The following is a 17,468-nucleotide window of genomic DNA, read 5'->3' as shown; positions in this document are numbered from 1 at the left end:
CATGGAGGCCACCATCTCTGGTTAGAGCCGAAGGCATCTCTAGGCCTAAATGAGCACTCGGATAAGTGCTGAATTCTGAGCAACTGCTCGGGAACACCTAAGCCCTGAGCGAAATGGCTTGCTGGCAACGTGCCCTCACAAGGAGGCGCGGACTTCCCGGCCCTCTTCCATAATCTAAGACATCAACTCAAGCACCCTAAACTGCACTATGGTAAGCGCATTTCAACGCCAGCCCTGGTACTTATATTTTCTCATCGGTGCGGCGTAAGGTGCAGATTGCGCTACGGGACTATGGATACTGCGGCAAAAGGCCAAACAGCATAACGTACTCCCTGGGCAATCTCCTCGTCGGAGGGAGTTCGGAGCAAGGACACGAGCTCTCGCTCTATATCTAGCAGATCTGTACGGGTGCGCAATGACTGAGGATCCTTCACCCTGCTTGAGGAGTTCAGTGCTCGAACTAGCCGGGCCTTCGCCTCTCCAGGCACCTCTACAGGTGCAGTCTCTGTCCCCACCAAGAAGAGCCGCAACTCCACCGAGTTTTCCGTCCACCGCCCAGCCTCATGTCTGAGTTGCTGCCTAAGAAAAAACAGAGAAGTTACGACATCATTGCCTTTGACATCCAGTTCAATGTTGGGTGAACGATTAACAAATGCCATTCCCGCCGAGCGATTAGGGTTTAGTACCTCGCGAAGGCTGCGTTGCACCCAATCCAGGTTCAACCCGAGATTCGTAGCGAATACGCCGTCAGACCCTGTGGCAGTCAATCCGCCTGTATCACCACAAGCGTAGTTCGTCCCATTGGCTTGAATCGTTCTGACATTCTCCTCAACAGCGACAATTTCATCGTTCGAGAACTCAAAGGAAGAAAACGTTGCACCGGGTCCATCGGTGGCACCGCAGTACTTGACAAGAAAAGCACCCAGGTCTGCCCAGTGAGCCTCTCCCGCGTTCGCGGCTCGGATGAGCTCGGCCTGATGCCGGTAAGTGTCGTCAAAGCTGCTCCACGTTCGAAAGCCCTCATTCACCAGCCGTCCGATCTCTTCGGCCTCAGGTGTCCCTAGGTCAAGCGATCCAGAGACGTCACCCAAGATGGCCTCCAACTCCTTTGGAGGAACGAGAGACATGACACGGCTAAATAACGTCTCGAACTGGTCAGGGGCGAGATGGCGTGCCACCAATGCAAGCTTGTCCCGCGCAATGCGGTACATATCGATTTCACGGCTACCTGCAGCCACCACGGTGTCAACCACAATGGTCTTGCGCGACCCAAACCGATGGACTCGGCCAATTCGCTGTTCCAGATCCATGGGGTTCCATGGAACGTCCAGATGTATAAGATACCTGGCACGCTGCATATTGAGCCCTTCGCCACCAGCCTTTGACGACACAAGAAACCGGGGGCCATCGTCAGATTGGAAGCGGGCGACTTGTGCCGTGCGCTCATGATCAGGCTGGTTGCCAATGATGATCGCTGGCTTGATGCCGTAGCGCTGTTCCAAGACCGCGGCCACGACGGAAACCGTTTCTACTGGCTGCGCAAACAGCACGACCTTCTCACCCTCAAACCGGTCGATCAAGTCACAGACAGCGTCCCACTTGGCTTGAGAGGAGCCACTTTGGATCAACTCCACGCCCTGATTGAGCAACTGTGCCAGCACGTTCGGGTCCGGGCGCCACACTTCTTCGTCCCAGTCCTCCTCATCCTCCTCACCAATCTGTTGAAGGACGGAACTACCCACTTGCTTGACAAGGCGATCAAACAACGTCGGCAACGGCTCATCTGTTGCACCACCCCGATAGGGGCGCAGGGCCGCGAGGGCGGCGCTGAGGGAAGGGTCTTGCAAAGACCAGTTCAGGCGTCTGATAGCAAGCCGTATAAGAAAGCCAAGCCCAGCTTGGACGCTGGAGGCAGCCCACTGGAGCGCCTGACCCTTCGCCCAACCCGCCGCACGAAGCCGGACTCCATTTAGCCCATCAATGTCATAGAGCTGTGCCACCAAAGAGTACCAATCCTTGTATCGCTCTCCAAGCTCCACAACAACAGGTTTACGGATGTCACGAGAAGGAAAGAGTGGAGCTCCTCGCCAGTCCCGTACACGATCTTTTGTACGGAAGATGACTCGACCGGCTGCACCTTTGATGTCTTTCCCGTCATCAGAGAGCAACCTCAGTATGTTGCGAAATCTGGTCTCGCTACCCTGATGTGGAGTACCGCTCATGAGGATGAGACGCCCTTCCTCCGGCTGACTCTTGATGAGCTGACTGACCAACTTGAAGGATTGGTTGGGCTTGCCTCCAGAGGGACTCCAGTCAGAAAGATGATGGCATTCATCAACAATGAGGACGTCCCAGGGGCCACCTTTAACCACTCTTTCCAGGTTGTCTCCGAAGACAGCTTTGTGGATACTTGCGATGACGACTCGGTCATTATCAATGCGGGCATCGGAGCTTGAGCCAGCTACCCACACGCGGGCGTCGATGTCGAGCTTTTGACGAAACTCGCGAGCAACATTACTGACCAACCTCGCTGGCGCTAGGTACAAAATCCTGGTTCGGGAGTCTCTTTCAAGCAGCTGTCGAACGATCAGTCCCGCCTCGATGGTCTTTCCGAGCCCAACCTCGTCACCAATAAGGACCTTCTTAAGCTCCGGACTCTGCAGAATGTGCTGTACCAGGCTGACCTGATGCATGAGTGTGGCTGCTTTACGGGCATCCAGTCGACGCTGGGGATCCTCCGCTACAAGGAATGCGGCGTACACTCGCGCCAGAGTCCTTGCAGAGAGTGACAGCCACCCATCTCCTTCTGCAAGCTCCAAGCGAGCTAGTTCAGCAGCTGGAGTGGGGAGCTGCTTCGTTCGACGCTTGTCGACGTTGGTCTCAACCAGTGGAGGAAGTGAATCCACTTCACAAAGCCGCCTTGGGATACCGACCAAGTCGTACGTTACAAAGCCAAAGTCTTCTACTGTTCTTAACAAGGCCCTTTGATGTCCTGCGTATTCAAAAAGCATCGATAACCTCTAATGAGTAGCCTCAGATTCCATTGTGCAGAGCGGTCTGCCAGGGAAGCTAACGATCACTGAGCGAACTTCAGTTAAAATGATTTTGCGCTTCTGAGAGTCGGACCGCCGGACTCGTGCCTCGTGGCTTTCAATGATTAGATCAGCCGTGTCTTGTAAAGGATCACCACCCTTCATTAACTCATGCTGTATTTCTATTCGGACACGAGTTGCATTCTCCTGAAGAATGCGAATGGCAGGATCTTTGGCAGCAGACGTTGCCACTTTAGCAAGATCTGAGAATAAGTCCAAGATGCGTACTTTTACACCCGGACCAATGTCATTGCCATTACTGACGAACTGCTCGCATGCGCTTTTGATCGGCTGTCTGATGGTTGTTGACAACTCTGACTTCACAGTCTGACGTAGCTCATCGACGGCTTCTTTGCCAACTGTCTTGATCTGTTTTGCCAGGGCGGCAATGCGATCTTGTTGGGCCTGTAAGAGTTGCTTTTTGATTGTCGCACCCCCTTGCTCAATGGCACAATTGCAAAGCTCCTGCACCAGCTGCACGGTATCGCTTGCGAGGTCAGCCGTCTTAGCACGAATGACTCGCAATAGTTTTTGTCCCCAAACTGCGGCCATAGGCTCCATAAAGTAGCCAGTGATATCGTCTGGAAGGTTAATATTCCGGCTTCCATAGAAGGTGCCCCCTCGACGAACAGCCGCCCGCAGCGTGCCCCAATGGGCACCTCGCAGACTAGTTAGGTAATCTTTGACGTCCTTCTCTGCAGCTATCTGAGCTTCTAGAACTAGGGCTTCAATCTTCGCTGGAACAGTTTCGTCCAGAAAGTTACGAAAGCCAGCCGCGCGAACGCGGTATTCCTCCTTTTTTTCAGTAAGAATAGGTGTTATGGCTTTTTCGAGTTTTTCAGATTCTTCTGCCGCACGATTCTCGTGTTGCCACTTGGCCTCGATCAGTTGCATTTCGCTGATCAGCGTTGACGCTAAGCGCTCAGTTAACTCCTCGATTGCTAAACGTTGTCTCTCGGTCTCCTGTTGCGCGAGACCGGCTAGTGATGCCTGCAGCTGCGGGATACCCGTCTGCTCGGGGCTCGCCAGAAAGGGGCGATCATCTTCATCATCCAGCAGGATTTTACGCAACTCAGGCGCCGAGACCGGATGAATTTCTAGTGAATCCATGATGGTGGCGCGGGCTTGATCTCGTGCCAAATTGACTGAGTCGTTGGACGAGTCGCCAATATTGCCAAGCTGTTCGACAATCTGAGCCTTCATGCGCGGCTTGAATTCTTCTACTAATTGCGCGAAAACCTCCCTCTTCTTTGGCTTCGGTGCACCCTCTTCGAGGATAAAGGTTTGATTTTGCCACTCCGTTTGGGTAACGTCATCCACACGTGTGACAGCAATCAGCATTGAGCAAGCATCGCTTGCTGGATCGTCCGCAGCACCAACCAGCCGTTGCCAATATCCGCTGGTGCGAAGCAGGTCCATTGTGGACTCCGTGGGACCAGCTCGGTCCACGGTGACGATCACGGCTCTCGCCTTGTCACGAACATAAGACTTGGTCACATCTCGGTAAGAGTCTTGGGCAATGCCTACACCGGGCAAATCCACGAGTACTACTCCAGACTTTAGTAAGTCCGATGGCCAGCCCACCTCGATACGTTCAATCAGCGGTGAGAGAAAACCTGCTGCGTGTGCTGTCATATCCTCCTGAAAGCCTCGAGGGTCACAGCCCTCCCTTCGCTCATAGCGTCGATCATCCTTAGGGGAATGCATGATCTGGCGGATACGCTCTATTCGCACCTGATCTACAGCATCGATTACTGATCCCCATTTGGGATCGTAACTGCAGGCCAGCCTGAGTCCGTCTACCAGATACTCCATTGGTCGTTCGGCAAATTGCTTACCACAAACGATATTCTTAGCCTGTTTGATGAATCCTTCTAGTGCATCTTCTTGTTCAGGTGCTCCCTCTTCTATTGAAACTAATGGATCGATATTTGCCTGCTGAAGAGCCTCTGCAAGCTCGTCCTGTGTGAGTTCACTTGCAAACTCTAACAGTGCACCATCTGCATCTGTGTCATGGACTTCGATAGAAGCCGAGTCAGTCTCTTTCTTGGCTTTGCGACGTTCAGCTTGCAGCCGAGTTTCCAGCGCGAACGCAAGCCGCCACAGATTCTTTTTTGGGTGGTATGTGACGAGAAAGCGCTTTTCTTCGCTGTAGCGGACCTCTGTGGCCTGCGCCGTTAGCGGACCAATGCCACCGGCCGGAAGAATCTGGCTCGCGCCAGCAGCTAGCGCGTTTAGCAGCGTGCTCTTGCCGACACCTGAGTTACCAAGGAAGCAAATTGTGACTTCGTCCTTAGTTTTCAACAGGCGGCTGAGTCTCTGCTGATCGGCCTGCACAGCCTCAAGTCTTTCAGGTGCATGCTTTTCAAGAAACGGCTGAGCCGACTTCTCGTACCAATTTAAAAGCTCTTGGGGATTCATTCTTGCCTTTTAAAAGACTGGGATCTGCTGTCTTCCAGTGGAATGTTTGCTTACCCTATAGTGAATTTCCTTTTTTGGGCGGTCGAGGTTGGCCAATTTGGGATGGTCTGCAACTTCAGGACAGCACCTCGAGAGTCCCAGCAACGAACCCAGGTAGAGGCTGTGAGGATCCTGGATCTCTCACCCGAGCTACAGACTCGTGGGCTCTGGCCCAGTCGTAGCTCTGCTTTGGCGAAAGCGTCATCGACCACGTCATCGCCGCACCAGCGGCTGTAGGCAGCTAGGTGGGTCTGTACGCTCTGGCCCATTGCCGTGGCCACCACTTTGGGCGACAGGTCGCAGATCACTTGGGCCCGATGGGCGTAGCCGTGCCGGCACGAGTAGGGCACGAGTGTTTGCCCCAGGCCTCTTAATTCCGCTACAGCTGCTTCCAGCGGGCCCTGTTCAACAAGTTGTGGCTCTATGGCCCCCAACCGAGGCCCCGCTTCGGCGGAGGAAGACCTGAGTTCAACACGCCAGCCATCAGGCCATTCATCACAGGGCAGCAGTTGCAGCACCCTGGGCTTGGACTTGCCGCGAGCAGCAACCTTCTCGTACAGGCACCAGAGGTGACCCTGGCGTAGCTGAAGGTGCTGCAGCTCCTCGGGGCGGAGGCCGTAGGCGCTCATCAATGAACTAACCATCGTTCTACCGGCAGGGGCCATCGGGGTTTGTCCGGAGTCAGCCAGCCCCGAGCACGGGCCAGCCGGCCTGCTTCCTGGACCGCCTCGACGCAGCGCTTGGCACGGCGTTTGAGGTCGTCCTGGCCCTGGGCGCGCAGCAGGTAGGCCTCCATCGCTTCTGGGGTTTCGATCACCGCCAGCAGCCCGCTGGTGCGCTCACCGATGGTGGGATCGCTCAGCAGGCGGGTCACCAAGCTCAGCTCCCAGAGTTGGGCTCCCATGCCGCCGGCCTGGAACAGCTGTTGGTGCAGCAGATTCAGGCAGCTCGCCTTGAGCGCATCCAGCTGGCCCGGCCTGAGGCGACGGCTGTTCGGCAGACCTTCTGCGGGGCCAGCGGGGATGGCTGCGCGTCGGCCGATGGGCTCCTCCCCTCCCTGCTCGACACTCCAGCTCAGGCCGGTGCCGGGCAACCCCACCGTGGTGCGCGCGCCACCGGAGCGAGCCACGGGAATGTTGAAGGAGGCCCCAGGGCCACCGAGCGAGATCGAGCTGAGGCCTGTTTTGGCGAAGTTGAAGCGCAGAGGCCCCAGGCGGGTGCTGCGACGGAAGCGAAGGGGCATGGCATCAGGAGAAGGGTTGGTACTGCTGCTTGGTGGCAATGCCCATGGCCGCTCATTGGTTGCGGTGAGTAGCTCCTTCCATGATTCCCTCCCTTGTGACGGAGTAGTGAGGATCCCGTGCGAAGAACCAACTGATCAATCGCGACGGAAGCGGTTGGGGAAGTAGGTCACTGCCGGTTCCACCTCTTTCTCAGGGCCTGACTGGCTGCCTTCATGAGGGAGTCCGTAGGCAGCAAGGATTGAGCGGGCCTTGGCCTGGTGCTCTTCCCGCATCGATTCAGGTGCTTCGATACGGATGCCGCCGACGAATCCCAGCAGCCAATTGCGTAGGTCTACATCCCGCTGCACCGTCCAGGTCGGCAGGTCGAGTTCCACCGGGTAGGGGTGGCTGTCGCCGGCGGGGTTGGGCTCCAGCACATGGGGAGCTTTGGGGTGGCACCACCAGGTGTCGCCGGCCAGGGGCTGTGAGAAGCGGGTGCGCTCGATTGGGAAGCGCAACACGCCCTCGCGGATGAAGGCGAAGGCCCAGCCCTGACAGGAGAAGCGCAGGGTTACAAGGTGCTGGTTCCGAGCCTTCGCTGAGGTGCTGGTGACGGCCAGTTGCTCGCTGAGATCGTCGCCGCAGTAGATGCCGCCGCTGAGATGGAGCAATCGCCCGGCCCGTTCGACGGATTGCTGATGAACGTCATCGCCGCGGCGGTTGCGGCTCTCACTGCGGCGCAGTGCGAGGCGATCGAGCCGTTCGGTGCGGATCAAGCCCTGCAGCTGGGCGACGGCATCCTCCTCAAACAGGAGATACCAGCCGATGTTGTGGAAGATTAGCTGGAGCGGCCAGACCCGCAGTTCACCCGATGGACTGCCCGGGAAGCTGGCCACCGAGGGGAAACGCTCCAGCACCACACGCCGGTGCTCGAGGATCGCCGTTTCGATCGCCTCTGCCTGTTGGTAACCATGGCGATCAGCTGCGAGCGAATCCGGGCGCACCAGGGCTGCATCCACCACGGAGTGGTTGGCGTAGGTGCGCACGGGTGCGGAGGTAGTGGGGTTAATCCCGCCCCAGTGCAGCCGTTCCTCCAGCTCAGCGAGCAGATCCTGGGCCGATGGATCACCGAGGCGAGCGGCCGCCTGACGCACCACCCCATGGATTTCCCGTAGGCGGGGCGCCGAAAGCAGGGCCGTGCCCAGGGCATAGCCGTGGCGAACGTTGTCGTTGCGAGCGCGGAAGCCATAGGGCGTGAGCAGCTTTTCCAGGTCCTTGCGCAGGGTGGCGGCCTCTCCTGGCAAGTAGGCACCGGGGACGTTTTCCATTGCTGCGATCAGGTGTGCGGGTAGATCGCTGCCACGTTCCCGATCGAACGGCTGCTGCAACACATGGCGCAGCAGGGTGAAGACCCGGATGAACACCTGAGCATCCCCCAAGGGAGGGTGGCCGCCATTCACACCACCCGCAGTCGGCAGCGCCGAACGCTGCCCGGGCGATAAGAGCGGCCCCACTTTGGGGAGTTGGATTGGGGCGTTAACGGGTAGGGCGGAGGTGAACCCCTGCTGTTCCAGCCAGGCGAGATCACTGCGGAGAGCCAATGCATCGCCGTAGCAATCACCGTGCAGGCGTCGCAGCAGGGCAGCAGCCCGATCGGCCAGATCGCCCTCGGGCAATGGTGAAACGATGGCCTCCAGGTCGGAGGCTGTGGCGGAATCGTTGCCGGCCAGGTCGGGGAAGCAGCTCAGCAGGCGCAGCAGATAGAGCAGCCGTTCGAGATCCAGCAGACGGGAATAGCCATGCCGCACGACCTGCTTTTCACGGTTGGTGGCTGAACGGATGCGGCGTTCGAGCCGGGCCAGCTCCTCGCGCAGGACAGGCTCCAATTCGCTGTGATGGGTGGGCACAAGGGACACAACGGCGGCAAACCCTTCGGCGCGGCTGGGCCCGAAGCTCTGATCGGCGAGGGCCGCCGCCAGCTCCTTGATCACGGGCTCGGGCACCAGGCGCTGGCGACGCTGGTTCCACTCCAGGCAGGTGGCCAGGGGGGTGAACAACCACCAGCCGATCCACTCCACTGGGACGGGAAGCTCAAGGGCCTGGGTGATGGCCAGGCGCCAGGGCCGCCTGGCATGGGTGGCATCGATGATCACCGGGATACCGCTGGTCACGGCCGCCTGCAGGCGCTGGTGCAGGTGCTGCTGAATGGTGCTCCAGGGCCCCTGCACCGCGGCATCCCCGAAGACCTCAGCGCGGATCGCGTCGGTGGAGAGCACCAGAGCCGGAGGCTCACCAGGCTCAGAGATCAAGGGAGCCAGTACCCGGGCCAGGGTGGTCTTGCCGCTGGCCGGAGGACCGATCAGGAGGTGGCAGCGCAATCTAGTTACCTGCGAAGGACTATCGGGCCTCCAGTGTCGAGCCAAGCATGGCTCTTGCTACTGGTCTTTCGCACAAAGAAATTCTTGGCCTGTGCCTTGGCTTCTTTCCCCGGCCTGGTCAGATTGTGCTTTTGAAGGAGCTCAACTCACAGCCCTTAACAAGGCGTGCCTCCTGGAGTGTGGCGGCAGCGCTCAACTGCGAGTATTCGAACCACTGGAAGATGTCAAGGCCTCGATCGAGGCTGATTTTCCAGCCGGTGTCTGTCGTGATGCTGCGGGCATGGAAGTTGGGGCTGGCTTCAATCTCCCAGCTAAAGGGAGTGGCCGTGCCGCTGAATGACTCCGCGACCTGGGTGAGGTTGTCCTTCTGCTTCTCCAGTGTTTCAGGATCGGAAGAGGTGATCAGGTGTACGCGCACCTCATCCCCGAGTGGGGTGATCTCGTTGACCATGCGCAGGAACTCCACAAGGTTGCGGATCTGGTGAAAGGCCCGGATATAGGGGTCCTTGATCACGATCTTCTGCGCCCCCACCAAGTAGTCGCCGAAGAGGCGCCGATAGCTCCATCCCTTGGCGTTCTCAGGCACCACAAGGTGTTGCTGTTTCGCTTCTGGAGTGGTTGGTGCTCCAGCGGGGGGTGCTGATTCGGGAACGCCAGGTGCGGCAGGGGAATCGTCGTCAGTCGCCGGTTCAGGCCTGGGCCCAGCAAACGCCGGAAACTGCTTCTCCTCCGGCGTCAGCACCGTGACCGTGGTGCCGCCATTGAGCGAGCGGTAGACAAAGTCGTTCGTTCGGAAGGTGTCGTCGATGCGCAGGATCTGCTCGCGCACGCGGCGGCGGCATTCCATGGCGAACTCCAGCAGTTCGGCGATCTCCTCGGGGGTGGCCTTGCCGTTGGGGTGGAGGATCTTCATCAGGCCGGAGAAGGTCTTCTCGAAGCCGGTCTGGTCGCGGGTCGAGACTTCCGAGCTGATCTCGAAATGCTGCTTGTAGAGGCCGGTGTAGTCCTCGGTGCGCAGGTGCTTGAGTACCTCGGCGATGTAGTCGACCACGAAGCCATAACCGGTGCAGAACAACTCATGCCGCACTGGGGCCACCTCCCAGCCGGGGTTGAAGGCATGGATGCGATCGAGAAAGGCCGAGTCGATGTATTTATCGGGCAGCGGCTCATAGAAGTGAGAGTGCTTCAGCATGTAAGCCACCGACTTCTGGGTGTTGCCCATGAACACCATCGAGGCTTCTGCGGTGAGCTGCTCGATTCCCCGCGAGAAGGTGCGGTTGGCCATGTAGTTTTTCATGATGTCCACCAATGTCTTATCCACCTTCTTGTCCTTACCTGCGAACTCGTCGAAGCAGATGCAATCCCAGTAGCCCACCAGGCCAATCTTGCCGTTGGCGTTGCTCACGAACAGCTTCGGTGCGGTGACCTCCGAGCCTGAAATCAGCATGCCGTGGGGGGAGAACTCGGCAAAGATGTGGGATTTACCCGTTCCCTTGGGACCCAGCTCCAACAGGTTGTAGTTGCGCTCGCAGTAGGGGATCAGCCGGATCAGGGTGAGAAGCTTGGCGCGGCGGCTGAAGTGCTCGGGGTTGAATCCCACGCTCTGCATCAGCACGTCCATCCACTCGTCGGTGCTGAACTGGGCGCGAGCGGCGAGGAATTCGTCGTGATTGACCCCCGCCACCTGGATCGGTTTCACCGAGGAGATCTGCCAGGGGCTGGCTTTGGGGTCGGCGGGGAGTTCGTATTCCACATCGGTGATCGCCCAGATGCCGCCCACCAACAGCTTGGGGTAGCGCTTGATGAAGTCCACAGCAATGGGGACCTTCTTGAGACCGAGGTTGGTGAACTCCACCTCGTAGAAGCCGCCCTTGTCGTTGAGCTCCACGGTGAGTTTGTCGATCACCTTGTGGGTACCGCGCTCCTTGATCGTGGATTTCACAAGTTCCGCCTGGTTGCGGTGCACGTAGTGCTTGGCGAGGATGCGCCGGACCGTTTCCAGCCCCTCTGCGATCAGGGTGGGATCGTCAGTGGCGCAGTGCTGGCCGAGCAGGTACTCGAGCACGTAGGTGGGAACCACCGCGTTCTGCTTGAGCTCGGTGGTGAGGTCCTTGCGGACCACCAAGCCGGGGAAGTGCTCGAGGATTTTCTGGTCCAGGGGGCTGGGCGTCCGTCCGGAGGCTTCGTCAACGCTGCCTGTGCTCTCGGCGTTGGTGGTGGTCATGGGCTCAGAAATCATCGAAGTCGTTTCCGAAGGCCCATTGCAGCTTCAGCTCCACAGTCTTGCTCGGATCCGGCACCGGGTCGTTCACGCCCGCCACCCAGCGTTCGAAGCGCAGCTCGATGGGCTGGTTGTTGTAGGCCTCGGCCGCATTGGAGAGCAGCAACTCCAGCCGCTGTTCACGCTCGCGCGGCTCGGCGGCTGTGGAATCGAAGACCAGAGTCTTGGGTTCGCACAACAGCGTGCCATCGGCCTTGGCGTAGAGGGCCAGCCGCAGGCTGATCGGCAGCACCTTGGGGCCGGCGGGCTCCCGCTGGAACAGGGACACCGGCACCTTCCCCGTGGTGACCTTGGCGGGCACCCGCAACACCTCCACTTCCACCAGGCGGGAGTCGTCCTTGCGCTCGCGCTTGAGCTTGATCACCGGCACCACCACCTCCTGCAGGGAGGGGCCGCCATGCACGAAGCGTGAACCCGAGCCCTTGATCGGAAAACGCCCCAGGGACAGGGGGAACACAGCACTCCATGTGCCCATGAAGCCGAGAGCCTGGGCTGTGAAGACCTTCAGCCCTTTGGCTGGATCGATTTCTTCCCCGAAGGCAAAGCGGCGGCTCTTGTAGGTCAGGGCATCGGCTTTCGGGAAGACGGCCTTGTCGCCCTCATCAACCGCCGTCTGCTGGAAGAGGAAGCCGTGATCCGCCGTGATCACCACGTTGCTGCCGTTGAGGTTGGCGATCTTGCGCAGGATCGCCTGCAGTTCCTCGAAGGCCTGCTCCACCGCCTCGAAGGTGTTTGCCTCGGTGTCGCGCTTGTCGCCCACCCGATCGATGCGGTTGTGGTAAATCACGATCAGGTCGTGATCCTTGGTGAGCGCCCGGCCATCGGTGCGGCTGTTGAGACCAAGGAATTCCTCCGCCTGGATCGCCTTGGCGCGGCCATTGGTGTGGGCCTTGAGGATCTTGTCGCGGTTGTCGGTGCCACTGGCGCTTTGGCCATCGATCGCCACGGTGGCATCCGCGGGGTTGATGGTGATCTGGGCACCGGGCAACAAGGAGGCCATCCCCAGCTGGGTATAGCTGGGCAAGGAACCAAAGAGAGCCTCCACCTGGGTGCTCCAGCCCTTGCCCTGGGTGAACTGCTGGGCCAGCTCACAGGCAGCTTCATAGCGAAGGGCATCGGAGATCACCACGAACATCCGCTGGCCTTTGCTCAGCAGGGGATTCACGAAGCGGGCATGGAACTCCTGCTGCCGCGGCAGGGCTTCTGCGCTCCAGGTGGTGAGCTTGGCCACCTGATCACTCCAGCGATCGGAAAGCGGCAGCAGAAAGTTGTTGACGTAATGGCTTTCCACCCAACTCTTGAGCCCTTCCATCAACCCGGGCTGGCCGTAGGTGCGCAAGTTGGCGATGCAGAGGCGGTAGGCCTGATCGATCCGCCACCAACGCTCGGTGTAGAGCTGAAGGCCATGGTCAAGCGAGGAAACGTTGAGATCGGCTACCGCGAGGAGGCTGCGGAGCTGAATCGCCTGCTCGATCGCCTGATAGCCGCGGCGGTGTTTCTCGAACCAGGTGGAGCTGCGGCGCGAGCGGATCAACTCCAGCAGGCTGCCTGCAGGTTCCTCGCCCTCGAAGCCCTGCACCAGGCGGTGAAGGGTGTAGCGATCAAACAACTCGAAAGTGTCGTCATCACCAAGCTGAGGATCGGGAGCATCAGCGAGCTGGGCCTCGATCTGGAGGGTCTCGGCCAGCAGGGCAGACCAGGTCTCAAAGGCAGGGCGGCTGCTGAGGCTGTCTTTCCAGAAGCTGAGGAAGACGCGGGCGTGGGGTTGCAACAGGGGCTGCTTCTCCAGTGGATTAACACTGCGAAAGAAGGTGGTGACAAAATCCCGCAGAGAGGAGAAGGTTGGTTCGTCAGGCTTGCGGAACTTTTTGTTGACTGCCTGCCAGAACGGATGAACCAACTGCAGACTATCTTTCCCTTTGGCATCGATGTCACTCAGTAGCTCAACCAGTGGGTCGTTGAGATCGAGGGCGCCAGTCTCCAATTGGCTGAGGAAATGGAGCAGCAGCTTGTCGATATCGGCGGGAACCCCTGCCAATACCGCCATCATCTTGAGCCGAATCGAGTCGGCGTCATCGGTGGAGCGCAGCTGCTCCTTGAGCTTCTGCGTGCGCACCATTGAGCGGAAGAAGGCGCTGTGCTGCTTGGCCAGGTCGCGGAACTCCAGGGTGAGGCCCGCGTCCTGGATGTCGAGGGAGGCGCGGTCGGCCTTGAACTCATGGCCAGCAAGGAGCAGATCCAGCAGCCAGTTGTCTTTTTCATCGGGCTTCTCACTGGGGATGTAAAGAAGGAAGCGCTGATGGCTGGGGCTGCGGGCGATCATCACCTTGCTGGCGAATTCATCACCCTCCACCCGCCGTTTTTCAACGCCGTTGCCGGTGTAGCTGTCGAAGGACTCGCTCCATTCACCAGCGGCGTCGTACCAGAGCACGACCCTTTTGCGGGCCAGGGCCACATCAAGGCTGTCGTGGATGCGGGTGGTGGCGGGAAAGGCTGTCATGGCGTGGGCCAGGGGTTGATCAACGGAAGGCCCACACCTGCGAAATCAGCTGTGTTGCGGGTGGCCAGGGTGGCGCCAAGAGCCAGGGCGGTGGCGGCGATCACCGCATCGGCGGTGGCCATCGGCCGACCGATGACACCACGTTGATGAAGCAGTTGGGCATACCAGTGGGCAGCCATGCGATCGAAGCTGAACACCCTGCCTGAGAAAAAGGCTGGCACCAATTGCTCCCAGCGCTCCTCAAGGCTTTGGCGGCGCCGACCTCGCGGCAGACGGGCCAGGCCATGCAGGATCTCGGCCTCGTTCATTGCCGTGATGCCGACGGCTTCGGGGTCGAGCTGATCGCTCCAGGCGAGCACGGCTGGGTGGGGGTCTGGGCGCATCAGCTCAGAAAGGACGTTGGTGTCGAGCAGGACCATCGGTGCCGATCAGGTGAGCTCAGCCGGTTCGGGGCTGGAGATCCGCGGCGGCAGGTCAAGCTCCACACCACCCAGCTCGGCGAAGTGGGCGCGGATGCGGCTGCCCAGACCCACTGCGGCGTCTGCGGATGGTGACGGGACTGTGAGTGCTTCAGCCAGGATGACGCGAACCTCTTCCTCCATCGATCGTCCATGGCGCGCGGCCTGGAGTCGCAGCTGTGCCTTGAGGCCGTCGTCGAGGTTGCGGATGGTGAGAGAGGCCATCAGCTACTGCCTGAGAAGGGTGATAGCAATGCTATCTACGCAATCATTGATGGGCAGGCTCGTCCTCCCTCCGTTAGATTTCTTCTAGTCCAACAGGGGTGCAGGTGTGGGCACACGGCTTCTGCGCGGTGTGAACCAAGGCGGAAGGGGCCTTAGGTCCGGGATTCGGTGGTCCATTCGCCGGCTAGGTCCTGCTGCCCTCAAACAATCCTCGAGCATTCGCTTTCAGGTTATTGGGTTTTCTGAATTTGGCACTGCTCGCCTCATACGCCGACTTAAAATAGTGCCGCAGACAAATAACAAACGAGCGATACGCCCAGAGATCGTTGACATCGGCATGGCTTTCGTGCGGAGATACGACCAGGCACTCCAACGCCTGGCTGAGTGAGCGTTGATCCGGCGATCGTGCATTGGCCGACGGAAGCCGAGATCCTCTACTTCCATAACGTCACAATCGAGCTTCATGGTGGGTTGCAGGGCTTTGCACTGGGTGGCAAAGGCAGACTTACATCCACACTCCAACGTCCCAAAAACCTTCTGTGGTATCAGCCTGATGTGACCCTCATCCATCTAGCCGCGACCTTGATCTATGGTTTTGCCAAAAACCACTGCTTCAATGATGGAAACAAGAGGGTGTCCGCTATTTCAGGTGGTCTTTTTCTTGGAGCCAATGGAATCAACTGGCGTCCTTCCAATGATGATCTTGTTACCCAGATTCTCACCATTTCCGCTAGTGTACCAGCCGACCAAGAGGAACAGATGAGTAAGTTGACGAGTTGGATCCGAGCCTCAGTGATCACCAGGTAGTGATTGGTCGTTGAACGCTCGAATCCGCGCTAGTCCTCCTTCGCCGCCAGCCCCGGGATCGGCGCCAGCACGCCAGTTAGCTTGAGATAGTTCACCTTAACACCATCATCGAGATCGAGTTCGATGCGTTGCTGGGCCAAGGGAAGGAGTGCATCACGTTCCCAGTCCTGGCATTCGCGCAGCACAGCACCTTGACAATCTTGTCGAGCTCCTTGCGGGAGGCGGCGCGTTCCTTGTTGGGCAGGGAATCGTCGGCATGATCGAGTTCAAGCTGACGCTGGCGAGCCTCCAGCTTGAGCAGGTAGGGCCGCAAGTAATTATTGAGCACCAGGTTGAGCGTGTCTTTGGTGTAGCGGTGCAGGTAGATCAGGCAGCTGAAGCCTTTGTTGGGGCTCTGCACAAGCCAGTAGATCGGCCGCTTCTTGTAGGTCTGCAGGTGGTCTTTGTAGAAGTCTGAGCAAAAGTATTTGCGCAAGTCTTTTCCGAGAGAAGTTTCGATGAAACGCAGGTTCTCGGTCAGGGAACTCTCTGGGAAGGTGACGGACAGGAACTCGCGGCTGCGGGCGATGATGTCGTCATCAAACCACTCGCCATCGAGCACAGGGAGGATCCCGTCTGGGTCGGGCTTGAACTGAATTTCCGTGACGGGCTTGCCGACCTTGCCTTCGTAAGCAGCGAGGTGGTCAGCCTGGCTTTCGCGGGAATCAGCCAGGATCAGGCCGTTCTGATCGAGGCTGTAGCGGCCCATCATGCAGCCGACGGCATAGGAGAGGAAGGCAGCCATATCCGCGCGGGCATCGGCACGGGCGAGGGTGATTTGCTCCTCAGGGACTTCAGGCGACAGCTCACCGTCAAGGCCATAGGCAGTGATAAGGAGCCGGTTGTTCTCTGTCTCCAGCTCCTGCATCCGGCGGATGGCTGCGGTGCACAGCGCTTCCCAATTCCGCCATCTCGCCTCCAGGGTCGCGCTGTTCAACCGCGGGCGCAGCAACGGTAGGCCCGAAAAATCCCAGGAAGTCTCAAAGCTGTCCCAGTCGGTGCGGGCTTCGGTAACCGCATCCTGAACAATAGTGGGTATTCTTTCAGGGATTTCCGGTGGTAAAGGAATTTCCGAAAAATCTCCACTTTTGAAGTGCAAAGTTGGATTGAGGACGTCCGCAAACGTGTGGCCAACGCTTGAATTCAAAAGTGATAATCCAATAAGAATATGATTTTGGAGGTCCGAGAATGCGCTTAACCCTGTCGCATCAAAAAGATAGCCGGGTCCGAAGAATCTACCCGAAAGCCCTCTCGTGGTGATATCACCCCACGAGACAGATGGACGAAAGATATACGAGAGATTGAAGTTGTGCGCCCAAATACGGGTTCCACTTGGGTCTAGGCCTGTTTGGAGTCTAATGCCATCGTTCTCCCAGTTCACAATGTGCTCGGAATTTCCATACCAACGACGTTGCGGCCCGCCTTTGTTATATGGAAACCATTTCTTCTCTGTCTTCATTGCATTTTCACGAGATGCGCATCCGAACCCGATCTGACTAATGCACGGCTCCCACCACAAGCGAACGTGAGTAGCGTTACTACCCGTAGACATGCCCTCCCGGGCGTCTAAAATATCGGCTAATGTTTTACTGGACCGGAAAGCATTCAGAATCCTCTCCGATATCCAATAGGCAATAGGCTTGCCAGGGATATCCGCGAATGAGTCTTGTGCAACTCCATACGATGCCTCACCACTAACAAGACGCTGTTCAAGAAGCACTCGTTTGTCTGCTGCTGCCGGGGCGTCAGAGAGGTTGATATAAACCCCCCTTGACGCAACGGGCTTGGATTTACGCATGATAAAACCCACGCCGCGGTTATACGTATGTCCGTCTGGGAAGCAATTCCACCCGACGTGGACTAAGGAAGCTCTGGTCAACAAGCCTTTGGCGGCGCCTTACGCCGGCAAAATGTTCAAACCAAACGACTTGTTGCGGAATTTTGACAAATTCAGCCTATTTCGCTGATTTTGAACCCATTATCCCCTCTTTGTGGTGCCCCTCAT

Annotated in this window: 10 protein-coding genes; 1 reads left to right on the top strand and 9 read right to left on the bottom strand. The window is 58.4% G+C overall.

What is annotated here, in order from left to right:
- Nucleotides 1–281 precede the first annotated feature (281 nt).
- The 8 genes from KQ307_RS12980 to KQ307_RS12945 form a co-directional block, all read right to left on the bottom strand.
- Complete coding sequence (locus KQ307_RS12980) at nt 282–3,011, bottom strand: DEAD/DEAH box helicase (protein WP_259728219.1); 2,730 nt, start codon at nt 3,009–3,011, stop codon at nt 282–284.
- Nucleotides 3,012–3,020: 9 nt separating this feature from the next.
- A complete protein-coding gene (locus KQ307_RS12975) occupies nt 3,021–5,513 on the bottom strand; it encodes a dynamin family protein (RefSeq protein WP_259728218.1) in 2,493 nt (830 codons plus the stop codon).
- 667 nt (nt 5,514–6,180) lie between these two features.
- Nucleotides 6,181–6,795 (bottom strand): DUF4236 domain-containing protein, encoded by a 615-nt coding sequence (locus KQ307_RS12970; RefSeq protein ID WP_259728217.1) that lies wholly within the window; start codon nt 6,793–6,795, stop codon nt 6,181–6,183.
- 135 nt (nt 6,796–6,930) lie between these two features.
- A complete protein-coding gene (locus KQ307_RS12965; protein ID WP_259728216.1) occupies nt 6,931–9,153 on the bottom strand; it encodes a WYL domain-containing protein in 2,223 nt (740 codons plus the stop codon).
- Nucleotides 9,154–9,271: 118 nt separating this feature from the next.
- Complete coding sequence (gene brxL / locus KQ307_RS12960) at nt 9,272–11,377, bottom strand: BREX system Lon protease-like protein BrxL (RefSeq protein WP_259728215.1); 2,106 nt, start codon at nt 11,375–11,377, stop codon at nt 9,272–9,274.
- Between the two features lie 4 nt (nt 11,378–11,381).
- Nucleotides 11,382–13,934 carry a BREX-1 system phosphatase PglZ type A gene (gene pglZ, locus KQ307_RS12955; protein WP_259728214.1) on the bottom strand — a complete coding sequence of 851 codons (2,553 nt, stop codon included), beginning with the start codon at nt 13,932–13,934 and terminating at the stop codon, nt 11,382–11,384.
- Nucleotides 13,931–14,353 (bottom strand): type II toxin-antitoxin system VapC family toxin, encoded by a 423-nt coding sequence (locus KQ307_RS12950; protein WP_259728213.1) that lies wholly within the window; start codon nt 14,351–14,353, stop codon nt 13,931–13,933. The genes pglZ and KQ307_RS12950 overlap by 4 nt, the downstream gene beginning before the upstream one ends.
- A gap of 9 nt (nt 14,354–14,362) precedes the next feature.
- On the bottom strand, nt 14,363–14,617 hold the full coding sequence (locus KQ307_RS12945) for a FitA-like ribbon-helix-helix domain-containing protein (protein WP_259728212.1): 255 nt from the start codon (nt 14,615–14,617) through the stop codon (nt 14,363–14,365).
- A 384-nt stretch (nt 14,618–15,001) separates the two neighbouring features.
- On the opposite strand from KQ307_RS12945, the gene KQ307_RS12940 reads away from it, so the two are divergent.
- The gene (locus KQ307_RS12940) at nt 15,002–15,424 is read left to right on the top strand and encodes a type II toxin-antitoxin system death-on-curing family toxin (RefSeq protein WP_259728211.1); all 423 of its coding nucleotides are present in this window, start codon (nt 15,002–15,004) and stop codon (nt 15,422–15,424) included.
- A 91-nt stretch (nt 15,425–15,515) separates the two neighbouring features.
- Here KQ307_RS12940 and pglX read toward each other — a convergent pair whose 3' ends face one another.
- Nucleotides 15,516–17,342, bottom strand: coding sequence for a BREX-1 system adenine-specific DNA-methyltransferase PglX (gene pglX, locus KQ307_RS12935; protein ID WP_259728210.1), 1,827 nt, complete (start codon nt 17,340–17,342; stop codon nt 15,516–15,518).
- Between the last annotated feature and the right edge of the window lie 126 nt (nt 17,343–17,468).

The organism is Synechococcus sp. CS-1326 (genome assembly GCF_025128115.1).
Lineage (GTDB): Bacteria > Cyanobacteriota > Cyanobacteriia > PCC-6307 > Cyanobiaceae > Regnicoccus.
The sequence above is the reverse complement of the archived record's forward strand: the minus strand, read 5'-3'. Positions and strand labels throughout refer to the sequence as shown.